Source organism: Promicromonospora sp. MEB111 (assembly GCF_030209445.1).
Lineage (GTDB): Bacteria > Actinomycetota > Actinomycetes > Actinomycetales > Cellulomonadaceae > Promicromonospora.
This window is the reverse complement of the sequence record NZ_JARVSD010000011.1, coordinates 105,750-121,093: the sequence shown is the minus strand read 5'-3', so window position 1 is coordinate 121,093 and position 15,344 is coordinate 105,750. Positions and strand designations below refer to the sequence as shown.

Annotated in this window: 15 protein-coding genes; 8 read left to right on the top strand and 7 right to left on the bottom strand. The window is 71.8% G+C overall.

Annotated elements, in window-relative coordinates:
- Window positions 1–52: 52 nt before the first annotated feature.
- Together QRN56_RS13375 and QRN56_RS13370 are read right to left on the bottom strand one after the other, a co-directional pair.
- Window positions 53–541: a peroxiredoxin gene (locus tag QRN56_RS13375; protein ID WP_285103977.1), complete on the bottom strand. Its 489-nt coding sequence runs from the start codon at window positions 539–541 to the stop codon at window positions 53–55.
- A 6-nt stretch (window positions 542–547) separates the two neighbouring features.
- A complete protein-coding gene (locus QRN56_RS13370; RefSeq protein ID WP_285103975.1) occupies window positions 548–955 on the bottom strand; it encodes a DUF3052 domain-containing protein in 408 nt (135 codons plus the stop codon).
- Between the two features lie 435 nt (window positions 956–1,390).
- Here QRN56_RS13370 and aceE point away from each other — a divergent pair, with 435 nt between their 5' ends.
- Entirely contained in the window at window positions 1,391–4,156 is a 2,766-nt protein-coding gene (aceE, locus tag QRN56_RS13365; RefSeq protein ID WP_285103973.1) for a pyruvate dehydrogenase (acetyl-transferring), homodimeric type, read from the top strand.
- Between the two features lie 94 nt (window positions 4,157–4,250).
- Here aceE and QRN56_RS13360 read toward each other — a convergent pair whose 3' ends face one another.
- Window positions 4,251–4,838 carry a hypothetical protein gene (locus tag QRN56_RS13360; RefSeq protein ID WP_285103972.1) on the bottom strand — a complete coding sequence of 196 codons (588 nt, stop codon included), beginning with the start codon at window positions 4,836–4,838 and terminating at the stop codon, window positions 4,251–4,253.
- A gap of 201 nt (window positions 4,839–5,039) precedes the next feature.
- On the opposite strand from QRN56_RS13360, the gene QRN56_RS13355 reads away from it, so the two are divergent.
- From QRN56_RS13355 to QRN56_RS13325, 7 genes are all read left to right on the top strand, one after another.
- The gene (locus QRN56_RS13355) at window positions 5,040–6,338 is read left to right on the top strand and encodes a PucR family transcriptional regulator (protein ID WP_502928796.1); all 1,299 of its coding nucleotides are present in this window, start codon (window positions 5,040–5,042) and stop codon (window positions 6,336–6,338) included.
- A gap of 130 nt (window positions 6,339–6,468) precedes the next feature.
- Window positions 6,469–7,455 carry an ACP S-malonyltransferase gene (locus QRN56_RS13350; protein WP_285103970.1) on the top strand — a complete coding sequence of 329 codons (987 nt, stop codon included), beginning with the start codon at window positions 6,469–6,471 and terminating at the stop codon, window positions 7,453–7,455.
- Entirely contained in the window at window positions 7,452–8,453 is a 1,002-nt protein-coding gene (locus QRN56_RS13345; RefSeq protein ID WP_285103968.1) for a beta-ketoacyl-ACP synthase III, read from the top strand. Before QRN56_RS13350 ends, QRN56_RS13345 begins: the two co-directional genes overlap by 4 nt.
- Before the next feature lie 126 nt (window positions 8,454–8,579).
- Window positions 8,580–8,828, top strand: coding sequence for an acyl carrier protein (locus QRN56_RS13340; protein WP_020014121.1), 249 nt, complete (start codon window positions 8,580–8,582; stop codon window positions 8,826–8,828).
- A 130-nt stretch (window positions 8,829–8,958) separates the two neighbouring features.
- A complete protein-coding gene (gene fabF / locus QRN56_RS13335; RefSeq protein WP_285103966.1) occupies window positions 8,959–10,203 on the top strand; it encodes a beta-ketoacyl-ACP synthase II in 1,245 nt (414 codons plus the stop codon).
- A gap of 114 nt (window positions 10,204–10,317) precedes the next feature.
- Window positions 10,318–10,803, top strand: coding sequence for a peptide deformylase (gene def, locus QRN56_RS13330; RefSeq protein ID WP_285103964.1), 486 nt, complete (start codon window positions 10,318–10,320; stop codon window positions 10,801–10,803).
- A gap of 277 nt (window positions 10,804–11,080) precedes the next feature.
- Window positions 11,081–11,578 (top strand): DUF3145 domain-containing protein, encoded by a 498-nt coding sequence (locus QRN56_RS13325; protein ID WP_285103962.1) that lies wholly within the window; start codon window positions 11,081–11,083, stop codon window positions 11,576–11,578.
- Here QRN56_RS13325 and QRN56_RS13320 read toward each other — a convergent pair.
- From QRN56_RS13320 to QRN56_RS13305, 4 genes are all read right to left on the bottom strand, one after another.
- Window positions 11,530–12,489: an HTTM domain-containing protein gene (locus QRN56_RS13320; protein ID WP_285103959.1), complete on the bottom strand. Its 960-nt coding sequence runs from the start codon at window positions 12,487–12,489 to the stop codon at window positions 11,530–11,532. The two genes, QRN56_RS13325 and QRN56_RS13320, sit on opposite strands and share 49 nt — an antisense overlap.
- Window positions 12,486–13,358: a DUF5819 family protein gene (locus QRN56_RS13315; RefSeq protein ID WP_285103957.1), complete on the bottom strand. Its 873-nt coding sequence runs from the start codon at window positions 13,356–13,358 to the stop codon at window positions 12,486–12,488. The genes QRN56_RS13320 and QRN56_RS13315 overlap by 4 nt, the downstream gene beginning before the upstream one ends.
- 60 nt (window positions 13,359–13,418) lie before the next feature.
- Entirely contained in the window at window positions 13,419–13,985 is a 567-nt protein-coding gene (locus tag QRN56_RS13310; RefSeq protein WP_285103955.1) for a potassium channel family protein, read from the bottom strand.
- Window positions 13,986–14,102: 117 nt separating this feature from the next.
- Window positions 14,103–15,341 (bottom strand): RtcB family protein, encoded by a 1,239-nt coding sequence (locus QRN56_RS13305; RefSeq protein ID WP_285103953.1) that lies wholly within the window; start codon window positions 15,339–15,341, stop codon window positions 14,103–14,105.
- Window positions 15,342–15,344 lie beyond the last annotated feature (3 nt).

Here is a 15,344-nt window from a genome sequence, read left to right as displayed (position 1 = left end):
CAATACCTGCCCCGCGCCCCGGACCTGGTCAGATTTACCGGCCGGGGAGGGGTCAGATCTCCTCGACCGCCCGGCGGTAGTCCTCCAGGTCACGCGCCTGTCCGCGCGGGTTGACCACGGTCCACCGGACGATCCCGTCGGCATCGATCAGGAACGACCCGCGCAGCGCGATGCCCGAACCATCGTCGAACACGCCGTAGGCGCGCGCGACATCGCCGTGCGGCCAGAAGTCCGAGAGGAGGTCGAACTGGTAGCCCTCCGCGGCCTGCCACGCCTTGAGCGTGAACACCGCGTCGGTCGAGATCACGAACAGCCGCACGCCGGCGGTCTCGAAGTCCTCGATGTTGTCGCGCAGCTCGCACAGCTCGCCGGTGCAGGTGCCGGAGAAGGCGAACGGCACGAAGACCACCAGCACCGGCGTGCCACGCAGGTCGGACAGCGTGGTCGGGGTGCCGTGGGTGTCGGGGAGCGTGAAGTCGGGTGCGGGGTCACCCGGCTTCAGCGCCACCGTCGCAGCGGGCGCGCCGGAGAGCTCGGTCATGACCGGCTACTTGCCCCGGCCCCGGTAGCCGAGCTTCGTGGCCGACCAGTCCTCCGCGATGGCGAAGGTGCTCGTGGTCTGCAGGCCGGCGGTGGTGGCCGCCTCCTGGATGTCACCGTGGCCCACCTCGCCGTCGCGCCCGGGCTTGGGCGTGAAGATCCAGATCAGGCCGCCGTCGTCGAGGACGGTCTGCACGTCGACCAGTGCATCGGTGAGGTCGCCGTCGTCGTCGCGCCACCAGAGGATGACGCCGTCGGTGACGTCACCGAAGTCCTCGTCCTCCAGCTCGCTGCCGATGATCTTCTCGATCTCGGCGCGGAGCGCTTCGTCGACGTCGTCTCCCCAGCCGAACTCCTGCACGACCTGGCCGGCCTCGAAGCCGAGGCGCCCCGCGCCCTGGGTGTCCGTGCTCACTTGGTTGATCGTTCCTCTCTCTGTCCGGCACTGGTTGCCGGGTCGCGTCCATCTTCTGTCGGCCCGCCGTCGGGCCCTCCGTCGCCAAAGGTAGTGCACGCACCCCGGCCATGCCTCGCAACCAGGACGTGTGGTGCCTTTTTGATGATTCGATCCGACCTCGGCAACGCCCTGGTCATGCACTCAGTCTCAATATTGCGATACCGGGTATCAATACTGGTGCGAACCGCCACAGACGTAACGCAGATCACGCGCTCTTGACCGCCCTATGGTGTGGACGGAGGCTGTGAGGGGACAGAATAGATAGACCACCTGTGCGTGGGCGTGCACAGCCGCAACCCCAGCTGTGGCGACGCTGCCGACGCGACGGGTCCTGACGAGGCGGCGGGGAGCGCGAACCGCGACCGCGCCGCGCGACACCGAGAGAGGTTGCTGGTGGCTTCGTTTGACGAGACCGGACCGCTGATCAACGGTCTGCTCAGCGCCGTACCTGACATCGACCCGGCCGAGACCGAGGAATGGGTCGAGTCCTTCGACGGGCTGATCGACGACAAGGGCGGACCCCGCGCCAGATACGTCATGCTCAACCTGCTGCGCCGCGCGCGGGAGCGGAACGTGAGCATCCCCGCGTCGATGGCGACGCCCTATGTGAACACCATCGGTGTCCACGAGGAGCCGTACTTCCCGGGCGACGAGGCCATGGAGCGTCGCTACCGCTCGTGGATCCGCTGGAACGCGGCGGTCATGGTGACGCGCGCCCAGCGCGAGGGCCTCGGCGTCGGCGGCCACATCTCCTCGTACGCCTCCGTCGCGACGCTCTACGAGGTGGGCCTGAACCACTTCTTCCGTGGCAAGGACCACCCGGGCGGCGGCGACCAGATCTACTTCCAGGGCCATGCCTCCCCCGGCGTCTACGCTCGCGGCTACCTCGAGGGCCGCCTGACGGCGGAGCAGCTCGACGGTTTCCGCCAGGAGAAGTCGCACGCGGGCGGCGGTCTGCCGTCGTACCCGCACCCGCGCCTCATGCAGGACTTCTGGGAGTTCCCGACCGTCAGCATGGGCCTCGGCCCGGCGTCGGCGGTCTACCAGGCCTGGACCAACAAGTACCTGCACAACCGCGGGATCAAGGACACCAGCCAGCAGGACGTCTGGGCGTTCCTGGGCGACGGCGAGATGGACGAGCCGGAGAGCCGCGGCATGATCCAGCACGCCGCGCAGCAGCAGCTGGACAACCTGACCTTCGTCGTCAACTGCAACCTGCAGCGCCTCGACGGCCCGGTGCGCGGCAACGGCAAGATCGTCCAGGAGCTGGAGGCCCAGTTCAAGGGCGCCGGCTGGAACGTCATCAAGGTCGTGTGGGGCCGCGAGTGGGACGCCCTGCTCAACGCCGACAAGGACCGCGCGCTGGTCAACCTGATGAACGTCACCCCCGACGGTGACTACCAGACGTACCGCGCGGAGTCCGGCGCGTTCATCCGCGAGCACTTCTTCGGGCGCGACCCGCGCACCAAGGCCCTCGTCGAGAACATGACGGACGAGGACATCTGGAACATGAAGCGCGGTGGCCACGACTACCGCAAGCTGTACGCGGCCTACTCCGCGGCGCGCGCGCACACGGGCCAGCCGACCATCATCCTGGCGCACACCGTCAAGGGCTACGGCCTGGGCGCCGGCTTCGCCGGCCGCAACGCGACGCACCAGATGAAGAAGCTCAAGGGCGACGACCTCAAGACGCTGCGCGACTCCCTGCGCATCCCGATCTCGGACGCCGAGCTCGAGGCCGACCCGTACCTGCCGCCGTACTACCACCCGGGCCCCGACGCACCGGAGATCCAGTACATGCTGGAGCGCCGCCGTCAGCTCGGTGGGTTCGTACCGGAGCGCCGCACGACGGCGAAGACCACCCTGACGCTGCCGGAGGACAAGTCCTACGAGCTGCTGAAGAAGGGCTCCGGCACGCAGCAGGTCGCCACGACCATGTCGTTCGTCCGGCTGCTCAAGGACCTCTTCAAGGCCAAGGACTTCGGCAACCGTATCGTGCCGATCATCCCGGACGAGGCCCGCACGTTCGGCCTGGACTCGATCTTCCCGAGCGCCAAGATCTTCAACACGCTCGGCCAGAACTACCTCGCCGTGGACCGCGAGCTCATGCTGAGCTACAAGGAGTCCGAGTCCGGCCAGATCATGCACACCGGCATCAACGAGGCCGGTTCCGCGGCCGCGTTCCAGTCGGTCGGCACGTCGTACGCCACGCACGGCGAGCCGATGATCCCGGTCTACATCTTCTACTCGATGTTCGGGTTCCAGCGCACGGGCGACCAGTTCTGGGCGGCCGGCGACCAGCTCACGCGCGGCTTCATCATCGGTGCCACCGCGGGCCGCACCACGCTGACCGGCGAGGGCCTGCAGCACGCCGACGGCCACAGCCCGCTCATCGCCGGCACCAACACCGCGATCGTGCAGTACGACCCGGCCTACGGGTACGAGATCCGGCACATCGTGCGCGACGGCATCGAGCGCATGTACGGCCCGGGCGAGAACGGCCACACGCCCGACGGGCGCGCGCAGGACGTCATGTACTACCTCACGGTGTACAACGAGCCGATGGTCCAGCCGGCCGAGCCGGAGGACGTCGACGTCGAGGGCATCAAGCGCGGCATCCACCGCATCTCGGTGTCCGACGCCGAGGGTCCCAAGGCCCAGCTCCTCGCCTCCGGCGTGGGTGTGCCGTGGGCCCTGGAGGCGCAGCAGCTCCTCAAGGAGGACTGGGGCGTCTCGGCCGACGTCTGGTCGGTGACGAGCTGGAACGAGCTGCGTCGCGACGCCCTCGCGGCGGAGCACGACGCCCTCGTCGACCCGTCGGCGCCGCTGCGCACCCCGTACGTCACGGAGAAGCTGTCCGGCGCCCAGGGGCCGTTCGTCGCCACCAGCGACTACGACCACCTGGTCCCCGACCAGATCCGCGCGTGGGTGCCCGGCGACTACGCGGTGCTCGGTGCGGACGGCTTCGGCTTCTCCGACACCCGCGCGGCCGCACGGCGCTACTTCCTCATCGACGGCCCGTCGATGGTGGTCCGTACGCTGCAGGTCCTCGCCCGCCGTGGCGAGGTCCCCGCCGACGTCGTGAGCAAGGCCGTCGAGAAGTACAGCCTGCTCGACGTCACCGCCGGCACGTCCGGCAACGCGGGCGGCGACAGCTGACCCTCGGGTAGCAGACGAGCTGCGGCGCACCGGTCCACCGGTGCGCCGCAGCTCTCTCTGTGTCCCGCGCGTGTTCCGAGCGCGTTCCGCGCGGTCAGGCCGGCTTCCGCCGCTCGGCCTCCGCGATCGCCTTCGCCAGCTCCTCCTGCAGCGGCTTGACCGCCTTGGTGTCCGGGTGCAGGTCCAGGGCGCGCAGGTGCTGCTTCGCCTCGAACACCCGGTCGGCCTCCAGCGCCGCGAGCACGAGGTGCTTGCCGACGACGGGCGAGTGCTCCCGCACCCGCCAGTGCCCCACACCCAGACCCAGGGCCTCGACCGGCATCCCGTTGTCGCGCAGGATCGCCAGGCCCTCGGCCAGGGCGTTGCCGTCCGGGTCCCGCTCGGCGGCGGTGATGAACCGGCGGACAGCGCCCTCCGGGTCGTCGGCCAGCGACAGCCGGCCCAGCTCGATCAGCGGGTACCAGCCCCGCGGGTGCCCGGCCAGCTCCTCCGCGAGGGACCAGACCGCGAGATCGGCCTCGCGCTGCTTCGACTCCGGGATCTCGTCGGAGTCCCGCAGCGGGTCCTCCAGCGTCGGGTCCTCGGCGGCCCGCCGGCGGACGATCTCCGCCAGGGCGGCGAACGCCTCCTCGTTGTTGGGATCGTCGGTCAGCTGCGCTCGTAGCGCGTCCTCGTGTCCCACGTCCCCACGTCGGGGTGCCGACGGTGACGGCCGGCGAGCCCCGACCGTGGACGCAGACAAGGGCCGACGGATGAGGCGACGGAGCCGGTGCATCAGGGCCATGCCTCGACCCTACAGTTTCTCACCCGCACTCACTGGAATAGCACTGTCGCGAAAGTCCGTTTGTGGACTCCCCACAACTCGGGCTCGTATGCTGCCGGGGTGCCAGCTACGCGACGGGCCGCTCGAGGCAGCGCCCAGAAGACCGACCGGGAGGCCGGGCAAGCGACCGACCGCAGCGCGGACCAGGACACTGGTCAGGCACCCGGGGCCGGCCCCGAGGGCACCCCGGAGCCCGACGCCGGTCTGGACCCCGCCGGCTTCCCGATGAACCTCCAGCGCGTCCGCGAGGCCAGCGGCGTGCTCACGGCCGCGGCGATGCGCCGGCTCGACGAGGACCTCAGCTGGTACCGCGAGCTGCCCGCGGAGGACCGCTCGTACGTGGGCCTCGTGGCCCAGGCCGGCATCAACGCGTTCACGTCCTGGTTCACGGACCCCAACCGGCCGCCGCACGGCGTCAGCGAGATCTTCGCCGCGGCGCCCACCGAGCTGACCCGCTCCATCTCCCTGCAGCACACGCTGCAGCTCGTGCGCGTGGTGGTCGACGTCGTCGAGACGCACTCCGACCGGATCGCCGCTCCCGGCGGCGAGCGCGACCTGCGCGAGGCGGTGCTGCGCTACTCCCGCGAGGTCGCGTTCTCCGCGGCCGAGGTCTACGCCCGCGCCGCCGAGTGGCGCGGCGCCTGGGACGCCCGCCTGGAGGCGCTCGTGGTCGACGCCCTGGTGCGCGGCGACGGCGACGACTCGCTGCGCTCCCGCATCTCGGCCCTCGGCTGGAGCGGCCGGGGCAACGCGCTCGTGGTCGTGGGGCTCGCGACCGAGGAGCTCGACGAGATCCGCACCGCCGAGATCCGCCGGGTGGCCCGCCGCGCCGCGGGCGACGCCCTCGTCGGCATCCACGGCGACCGGCTCGTGCTCGTGCTCGGCGGCGAGGGCGACCTGGTGGCCGCCGCGACGGCGCTGATGTCCCGGTTCGGCACGGGGCCCGTGGTGATCGGCACCCAGGTGCCCAGCCTGACCGACGCCCCGCGATCGGCCCGCTCCGCGCTCGCCGGCCTCACGGCCGCGCCGGCGTGGCCCCAGGCGCCCCGCCCGGTCATGGCGGACGACCTGCTGCCCGAGCGCGTGCTGACCGGCGACTACACCGCCCGCGCCACGCTCATCGCCCAGGCGTTCACCCCGCTGCAGGACGCCGGCGGCGCCGTGCTGGAGACCCTCTCGGCCTACCTCGGCACGGGCCGGTCCCTGGAGGCCGCCGCCCGTCATCTGTACGTTCACCCCAACACGGTGCGCTACCGCCTGCGCAAGGTCTCCGAGATCACGGGCTGGGACCCGCTCGACGCCCGCGAGTCGTTCGTGCTGCAGGTGGCGCTGGCGCTGGGCCAGCTCGGCCGGGGCTGAGCCGGCGGGAGACCTGGGCCACTAACTGCTGGCCAGGGTGAATGCCTTGTAGGTTCCCGACAAGGGCCCCCGACCAGGTTGGTACAGGTCGCGACGTCCCGGGAGCGGCTCGGGTTGGCAGAGTGGACGCGTGCTCGCCGTCGTCTGCCCTGGACAGGGCTCTCAGACCCCCGGGATGCTCAGCGACTGGCTCGAGCTGCCCGGAACCGACCAACGCCTCGCCGCGGCCTCCGAGGCCGCCGGCCTGGACCTCGTGGCCCACGGCACGACGTCGGACGCGGACACGATCCGCGACACCGCCGTGGCCCAGCCGCTGATCGTGACCACCTCCCTGCTCGCCCTGCGGGCCCTGCTCGACGGCCGTGCCGCCTCGGACGTCGTGGACGTCACCGCCGGCCACTCGGTCGGCGAGCTGTCGGCCGCCGCGGTGGCGGGCGCCCTGTCCGACGACGGCGCGGCCGGCCTGGTCGCACGCCGCGCCCGCGCCATGGCCACGGCCGCGGCAGCGGCGCCGTCCGGCATGAGCGCCGTCGTGGGCGGCGACCCGGACGAGGTGCTCGCCGCGATCGAGGCCGCGGGCCTGTGGCCCGCCAACGTGAACGGCGCCGGCCAGACCGTCGCGGCCGGCGCGCTGGAGAACCTCGCCAAGCTCGCGGAGAACCCGCCGACCCGCGCCCGCGTGATCCCGCTGCAGGTGGCGGGCGCGTTCCACACGCCGTTCATGGACGCGGCGCGCGCGGAGTTCGAGCCCGTCGCCCTCGGCTGGGACGCGGCCGACCCGACGCTGCCCTTCCTCGCCGACCTGGACGGGACCGCCTACACCGGCGGCGCCCACGGTCACGGGACCGGCGCCGACGTGCTGCGCAACATCGCGGGCCAGGTCACGGCCCCGGTGCGCTGGGACCTGATCATGACGAACCTCGCCGAGCGCGGTGTCACGGGCCTGCTGGAGCTCGCCCCCGGCGGCGTCCTGACGGGCCTGGCCAAGCGCGGCCTGAAGGGTGTCGAGACGGTGGCCGTCAAGTCGCCCGCCGACCTCGACGCGGCCCGCGAGCTGATCGCGGCACACAGCAACGCCCTTTCCAGCGGCACGAGCGCGACCGGAGCAGCCCAGTGACCACCCTGCAGCAGGCCCAGCCCACGCAGTTCTCGAAGATCCTCGCGATCGGCGCGGAGCGTGGCGAGCTCGTCGTGACGAACGACGACATCGCGGGCCCCATCGACTCCTCGGACGAGTGGATCCGCCAGCGCACCGGCATCGTCACGCGCCGTCGGGCGGGCGCCGACAAGGACGTGCTCGACCTGGCCGAGGCGGCCTCGAAGAAGGCGCTGGAGGCCGCGGGCCTCGTCGGCGCCGACATCGACGCGATCATCCTCTCGACGATCACGCACATGCACATGACGCCGTCGGCGGCCGCGATCCTGGCCGACCGCATCGGCGCGACGCCCGCGGCAGCCTACGACGTGTCGGCGGCCTGCGCCGGCTACGCGTACGGCATCGGCCAGGCGGACGCCCTGGTCCGGGCCGGCCTGGCCCGGCACGTGCTGGTGATCGGCGCCGAGAAGCTCAGCGAGATCATCGACCCGACCGACCGCTCCATCTCCTTCCTGCTGGGCGACGGCGCGGGCGCCGCGATCGTCGGCCCGTCGGACACGCCGGGCATCGGCCCGACGGTCTGGGGCTCGGACGGCTCCAAGGCCACCGCGATCCGGCAGACGCACTCCTGGACCGAGCTGCGCGAGAACCCCGAGCTGGGCTGGCCCACGCTGCGCCAGGACGGCCCCACGGTGTTCAAGTGGGCGAGCTTCCAGATGGCGCCCATCGCCGAGAAGGCGATGGCCGAGGCGGGCGTGACGGCCGAGGACATCAAGGTCTTCATCCCGCACCAGGCCAACATGCGGATCATCGACCAGATGAAGAAGCAGCTCGGCCTGCCCGACAGCGTGGTGATCGCGCGGGACATCGCCGAGACCGGCAACACGTCCGCGGCGTCGATCCCGCTGGCCGCCGAGCGGCTCCTGTCCGAGGGACAGGCCAAGTCCGGCGACCTCGCCCTCCAGATCGGGTTCGGCGCAGGCCTGGTCTACGCCGCACAGGTCGTGGTGCTGCCGTAGCCAGGGTGCGGCCGGGTCGCAGGACGGCCCGTTGTGCATTCCGGTCGCAGGATGCGCCAAGATCTGACCAGCAAGACTCCGGTGCCCGACGGCGCCGGTGACCGTTAACGAAAGATAGGAAGTCCCATGGCCAACACGGACCAGGAGATCCTCGAGGGCCTCGCCGAGATCGTCGCCGAGGAGACGGGCCTCGACACGGCCGACGTCCTGCTCGAGAAGTCCTTCACGGACGACCTCGACATCGACTCCCTGTCGATGATGACCATCGTCACGCACGCCGAGGACAAGTTCGGGGTTCGCATCCCGGACGAGGAGGTCAAGAACCTCGCGACCGTCGGCGACGCCGTGAGCTTCATCAAGGGCGCCCAGGACTGAGCCGCCCCCCGACGGCGGCCGCGCGGCCGGCTGAGATCCACCGGCCCGCGCCGCCGTCGGGCACCCGCTGCCCACAGGCAGCATCTTGAGCACCTGCCCCCTTCGTCCCACCATTCTCGGGAGCATCATCATGACCTCCGCACGCGAAGTCGTCGTCACGGGCCTCGGCGCCACCACCCCGCTCGGCGGTGACGTGGCCTCCACGTGGGAGGCCGCGCTCGCCGGCGTGTCCGGTGCGCGCACCCTGGAGAACGACTGGGCCGAGAAGTACGGGATCCCCGTGACCTTCGCCGCCACCATCAAGGTGGACCCGGCCGAGGTCCTGTCCCGCCCCGAGACCAAGCGCATGGACCCGTCCGCGCAGTACGCGATCGTCGCGACCCGCGAGGCCTGGGCCGACGCGGGCAGCCCCGAGGTCCCGGGCGAGCGGCTCGGCGCCGTGGTCTCCTCCGGCATCGGCGGCATCCAGACCATCCTGGACGGCTGGGACACGCTGCGTGAGCGCGGCGCCCGGCGCATGCTGCCCATGACCGTCCCCATGCTCATGCCGAACTCCCCGTCGGCCTACGTGTCGCTCGAGCTCGGCGCCCGCGCCGGCACGCACGCGCTCGTCTCGGCCTGCGCCTCCGGTGCGGAGGCCGTGGGCTACGCGGTGGAGATGATCCGGTCCGGCCGCGCCGACGTCGTCGTCGCCGGCGGTACCGAGGCGTCGATCCACCCGATGCCGCTCGGCGCGTTCGCGGCGTCCCGCACGCTCTCGCTGCGCAACGACGACCCGGAGCACGCCTCCCGCCCCTACGACATCGACCGCGACGGCTTCGTGCTCGGCGAGGGCGCGGCCGTGCTGGTGCTGGAGAGCGCGGAGCACGCCGCCGCCCGCGGCGCCCGCGTCTACGCCAAGATCGGCGGCGTGGGCCTCTCGTCCGACGCGTACCACATCACCTCCCCCGACCCCGAGGGCACGGGCCAGGTGACCGCCATGCGCTTCGCCATGGAGGACGCCGGGGTGACGACCTCCGACGTCGTGCACGTCAACGCGCACGCCACCTCCACCAAGGTGGGCGACCTCACCGAGACGGCCTCGATCCGCAAGCTCTTCGGGTCGGACGCCGACCACGTGCAGCTCTCGGCCACCAAGTCGATGACCGGACACCTGCTGGGCGGTGCCGGCGCCATCGAGTCCCTGTTCGCCGTCAAGGCGGTCGCCGAGCGGCTCGCCCCGCCCACGATCAACGTCGAGAACCCCGACCCCGAGCTGCAGGTGCCGCTCGTGCGCAACGAGCCGGCCAAGCTGCCGGGCGGCGACATCGCCGCGATCAACAACTCGTTCGGGTTCGGCGGGCACAACGTCGCCCTGGTGATCCAGAACGCCTGAGCCGACGCCGTCGGCCCCGTGTCGGACGCTCAGGTCACCGAGGTGACCTGAGCGTCCGACGTGTCCGGGCCGTACCGACGGCGTCCCTCGGTCCTGACATGGGAGAATGTGCGCATGGCAATGCGTGAGATCCGACTGGTTCCCGACCCCGTGCTGCGCACCCCGTGCGACACCGTGACGACGATCGACGACCGCGTACGCGGGCTGATCGCCGACCTGGTCGAGACCGTGGACGACGAGGGGCGGGCCGGGCTGGCCGCCAACCAGATCGGCGTCTCCCTGCGCGCGTTCTCCTGGAACATCGAGGGCGAGATCGGCTACGTGATCAACCCGCGCATCGTCGAGCTGGGCGAGGAGCTGCAGGACGGCGGCGAGGGCTGCCTGTCCGTGCCCGGGCTCTGGTACCCCACCGTGCGCGCCAACTACGCGCGGGTGGAGGGCATCGACCTGGACGGCGAGCCGATCACGGTCGAGGGCACCGGGATCATGGCGCGCTGCCTCCAGCACGAGACCGATCACCTCGACGGCATGGTCTACCTGGACCGGCTCCAGAAGGAGACCCGCCGGGCCGCGATGCGGGAGCTTCGCGCGCGCCTCTGAGGGACTTCGGCTTCATTTCGTACAAAACACGCATGTGGGATGAATCATCAGGAGATTCGTCTGGGCTCTAGTGGCGGTACGTCCTTTTAGGCAAGAATGTGCCGCACGAACTCGTCGTACGAAGTGATTCTTTCGGCGACATGCGCGTCGTTTCGCCTCGCATGTCTCCGATGGATCGGGCAGGATGTGGTCCGAAGCACCGCTGTGCAGCCGACCACAGCGTCACCGCCCTGGTGAGGACGTAGGGGAAGACGTACCTCGACCCAGGGAGGAAGACATGGCCGGTGTCATCACGCGGGGTGTGCTTTTTGTGCATTCTGCACCTCGTGCCCTGTGCCCCCACATCGAGTGGGCCGCGGGGAACGTCCTAGGCGTGCGCGTTTCCATGGACTGGACTGCGCAGCCCGCTGGGCGCGGTCTGTACCGCGCCGAGTACTCGTGGCAGGGACCGCAGGGCACGGGCGCCAAGCTGGCGTCCGCCCTGCGCGGGTGGTCCCACCTGCGGTACGAGGTCACCGAGGATCCGAGCAACGGCGCCGACGGCGCCCGTTGGTCCCACACCCCGGACCTCGGCATCTTCCACGCCATGACCGACGTGCACGGCAACGTCGTGGTGCCGGAGGACCGGGTCCGCGCCGCGCTGGAGCTCGCCGACCCGCGCGCCATGCGGGACGCCCTCGACCTCGCCCTGGGCGCCGCCTGGGACGACGAGCTCGAGCCGTTCCGCTACGCCGGCCTGGGCGCGCCGGTCCGCTGGCTCCACCAGGTGGGCTGACCTGATCGGCGGGCGACCGCGTCATCCGTGAGGAAGACGCAGTCGCCCGCCATCATGAAGAGGGAGAAGAACGGCAGGCCCATGACGACGGCGATGCCCGCGTGCATGAGGAGGGCGCCCGCCACGGCGGCCACGCGCAGGTGGCGTTGCAGCAGCAGGAGCGGGAACGTGAGCTGCAGCGCGAGCGTCCCCCACGTCACGGCGGCCACGAGCCAGCCGTTGCCGGCGATCAGGTCGGCCAGCTCGGGCCACGGCCGGAACTGCGGCAGCGACAGCGGGTAGTACACCGCGGAGCCGTCGCGCCACTGCTCCCCCTGGAGCTTGAACAGCCCCGACAGCACGTACACCAGGCAGATCTGCGCGCCCACGGCCAGCACGGCGGCGTTGTGCAGCAGGTTGCGTCCCTCGGTCCGGTTCGGCTCCCGGCCCGGTTCCAGGGCGGACGACCGCGCCACCGGGGCTGATCGTGCGCGGTCCGCCCGCCTCCCCCGCCGTCGGGCGTCCAGGGACCAGCGCGCCGACGTGTCGGCGAAGCAGAGGTAGACCAGCAGGATCCGCGAGATGTTGTCGCCCTGGTCGGCGATCAGGGGGTTGATCGCGGTGAGGCCCGACCAGCCGAGCAGCAGCAACGGCACCGTCCAGCGGGCGCGCCAGCCCACGACCACCAGCGCCGCCACCAGGAGCAGCGCCGCACAGCCGGCTGTGAGCAGCGGACCGCTGATCAGGGCGTGCCCACCGAGCGGCGTCGTCCAGCGGGCGCCGGTGCCCCACAGGACCTGCCGCGCCGGGAGGTTCACCGCGACGTACCCGGCGACGCCCAGACCGAGCACGATGCGCATCAGCGCCACCCCGTACGTCGCGTGGGCGCGGACGGTCATCCAGCGCACGCCGGCGTCGACCAGGGCGGTCACGAGGCAGGCTCGCGGAGCGCGTCCCAGGCCGCGCGGAACGCGGCGTCGTCCTGTCCGGGCACGACGACGGGCGGGCGGGCGCCGAGCAGGAGCTCGCTCGGCGCCGGGCGCTCGCTGCTCCCCTCCGGCGCGACGGCCTGGCGCAGCACGCTCACCTGCACGTACCCGAGGTCGGCGGCACCGTTCCCGGGTGCGCCTGGTCCCGGCTCGGGCTCGGCCAGGTCGCCGGAAGCGAGCAGCACCTGCGTCGCATACGCGGCCGCCGCCCGGTCCAGGCCGAGACAGGTGTCGACGGCGTCGGAGGCACCCCCGGCGTCGAGCAGCGCGGCGCGGAGGTCGGGCCAGGGTCCGCCGTCGCCGCCCGACCCGACGGGTTCCTCAACCGGCGAGACCAGCAGCACCTCGCGCCCCCGCCCCGGCAGGGCGAGGTAGGCGGCGCGCAGGTCGGACGCCAGACGGCGCGACGGACGCTCGATCGCCGCCGGGAGCGCGTGCCCGGTCAGCGCGCGGACCTCGACGGCCGTGGCGTCGATCCAGGGTCCGGGCACGAGGTCGCCGTCGGGCCCGCCCGTGTACACGCCCCGCACGCGCAGGGAGTACTCGACGTGCAGGGGCGTGGGCGCGAAGACCGACCAGTTCTGCGCGAAGACCGGCGTCATGTAGGCCTCCAGGGCCTGGTGCACTCCGGTCGAGGGGACGCCGGTCGAGGCCACGTCGCCGGTGGACCCGCCGTCGGGCCGCCCGACGAGGTAGCCCGGCGCCGCCCACACGAACGTGGCCGCGAGGTGCGCGAGCAGCACCACCCAGACGGCGATCACGAGTCCACGGACCCGTGCCGAGACGGCCGGGGCCTCCGGAGTGCTGGTCACCGCGCACAGGGTGCCAGAGACACGGTGCCCGCTTCCAGTTCGCCCGGTTCCCCGTTCCGGTCAGACCCCGCCCGACCGGCCCCGCTGCACCGCGCCGAGGACCACCCGGATGCCCAGGCCGAGGATGACCAGGTCCAGGAGGATCTGTCCGGAGACGAGCAGCCGGACCGGGTCCGTCTGCGCCACGATGTCGCCGAATCCCACGGTCGCGAACGTGCTCATGGTGAAGTACAGGGCGTCGGTCCGGGTGAGGGTCTCGCTGAACGTCGTCGGCTCGCGGTCGCTGAGCGTGAAGTAGGTCGACGCGAACAGGAGCAGGAAGAACGGGACGAGCGTCGCGAGGGCCTGGACCGCCCGCATGCCCGGGAACCGGGACCGGACGATGGCGCGGATCTCCCAGTACGACATCGCGCCGAGCGCCGCGAGGCCGACGGCCAGCACCAGCGCCAGCGACGGGACCGAGAACCGGTCGAGCGGCAGCACGTAGTAGAGCGCCACCAGGAGCGCCGACGTCGCGAACGCCCGCAGCAGGCCGAGGGTGATCAGGGTCCGCCGGCGCCGGGCGGGTAGTGCCTCCAGGTCGCGGCCGCCGGTGCCACCGTCGTGCTGCGGTTCACGTTCGTCCACGTCGGCCACCTCCCGGACCTGGAATCCACTGTGGCCCCAGACGCAGAAGGCGGCCACCGCGACCCCGTGGCACCGGGGTCGCGGTGGCCGCCGCGGCGGCTCGGACCGAGCCTGAGCTCAGCCCTTGACGCAGAGCACCGTCCGCAGCCGCGCCACGACCTCGACGAGGTCGGACTGGGCCGCGATCACGGCGTCGAGGTCCTTGTAGGCACCGGGGATCTCGTCGAGCACGCCCTGGTCCTTGCGGCACTCGACGCCCGCGGTCTGCGCCGCGAGGTCGTCCAGCGTGAACTCCTTCTTGGCCTTGGTCCGCGACATCCGCCGGCCCGCGCCGTGCGACGCCGACCAGTACGACTCCGGGTTGCCGAGGCCGCGGACCACGTAGGAGCCCGTGCCCATCGACCCGGGGATGAGGCCCAGGTCGCCCCGGCCCGCCCGGATCGCGCCCTTGCGGGTGACGATCAGCTCCGCGCCGTCGATCTGCTCGCGCGCCACGTAGTTGTGGTGCACGTTCACGCCCTCGTCGAAGGTGAGCTCCCGGCCGCCGTCGGGCAGCTCCGCGAACTCCTCCCGGACCGCCTGGACCGCGAGCGCCATCATGACCGCCCGCGAGCGGGCGGCGTACTCCTGCGCCCACCAGAGGTCGTTGAGGTACGCGTCCATCTGGGGCGTGCCGGCGAGGAACACGGCGAGCTCGCGGTCCACGATGCCCTTGTTGTGCTCCAGGTCCTTGGCGATGCGGACGTGGTGCTCGGCGAGCTCCTTGCCGATGTTGCGGGAGCCGGAGTGGAGCTGGAGCCAGACCTGGTCGTCCTGGTCCAGGCACACCTCGACGAAGTGGTTGCCGCCGCCGAGCGAACCGAGCTGCTTGCGTGCGCGGGTCTCGAGCTGCTTGACCTTGGGGTGGAGGGTCTCGAACCGGTCCCAGAACATCTGCTCGCCGCGCAGCCGCTCCTGGCCCCCGGACCCCTTGACGGGCCGCAGCCGGCGCAGGTCCACCTGCTCGTCGTGCGAGTGGAACCCGACCGGGATGGCGGCCTCGATCCGCTTGCGGAGGCGGGAGAGGTCGTCGGGCAGGTCGCTCGCGGTGAGCGAGGTGCGGACGCCGATCATGCCGCAGCCGATGTCGACGCCGACGGCGTTGGGCGACACGGCGTCGCGCATGGCGATGACGGAGCCGACGGTCGCGCCCTTGCCGAGGTGGACGTCGGGCATCACGCGGACGCCCTCGACCCAGGGCAGGGCGGAGATGTTGCGGAGCTGGTTCAGCGCCGCGTGGTCGACGTCGTGCTCGTGCGCCCACATGAGGGTCCGGGCCCGGGCGCCCGAGAGGGCGACCGGGAAGTTCGAGGACATGGG

What these genes read in the sequence shown, in the direction of transcription:
- QRN56_RS13340 (WP_020014121.1), top strand. Translation starts at nt 8,580, where the DNA reads ATGGCCAACACGGACCAGGAGATCCTCGAGGGCCTCGCCGAGATCGTC.
- QRN56_RS13375 (WP_285103977.1), bottom strand. Translation starts at nt 541, where the DNA reads ATGACCGAGCTCTCCGGCGCGCCCGCTGCGACGGTGGCGCTGAAGCCG.
- def (WP_285103964.1), top strand. Translation starts at nt 10,318, where the DNA reads ATGGCAATGCGTGAGATCCGACTGGTTCCCGACCCCGTGCTGCGCACC.
- QRN56_RS13325 (WP_285103962.1), top strand. Translation starts at nt 11,081, where the DNA reads ATGGCCGGTGTCATCACGCGGGGTGTGCTTTTTGTGCATTCTGCACCT.
- fabF (WP_285103966.1), top strand. Translation starts at nt 8,959, where the DNA reads ATGACCTCCGCACGCGAAGTCGTCGTCACGGGCCTCGGCGCCACCACC.
- QRN56_RS13305 (WP_285103953.1), bottom strand. Translation starts at nt 15,341, where the DNA reads ATGTCCTCGAACTTCCCGGTCGCCCTCTCGGGCGCCCGGGCCCGGACC.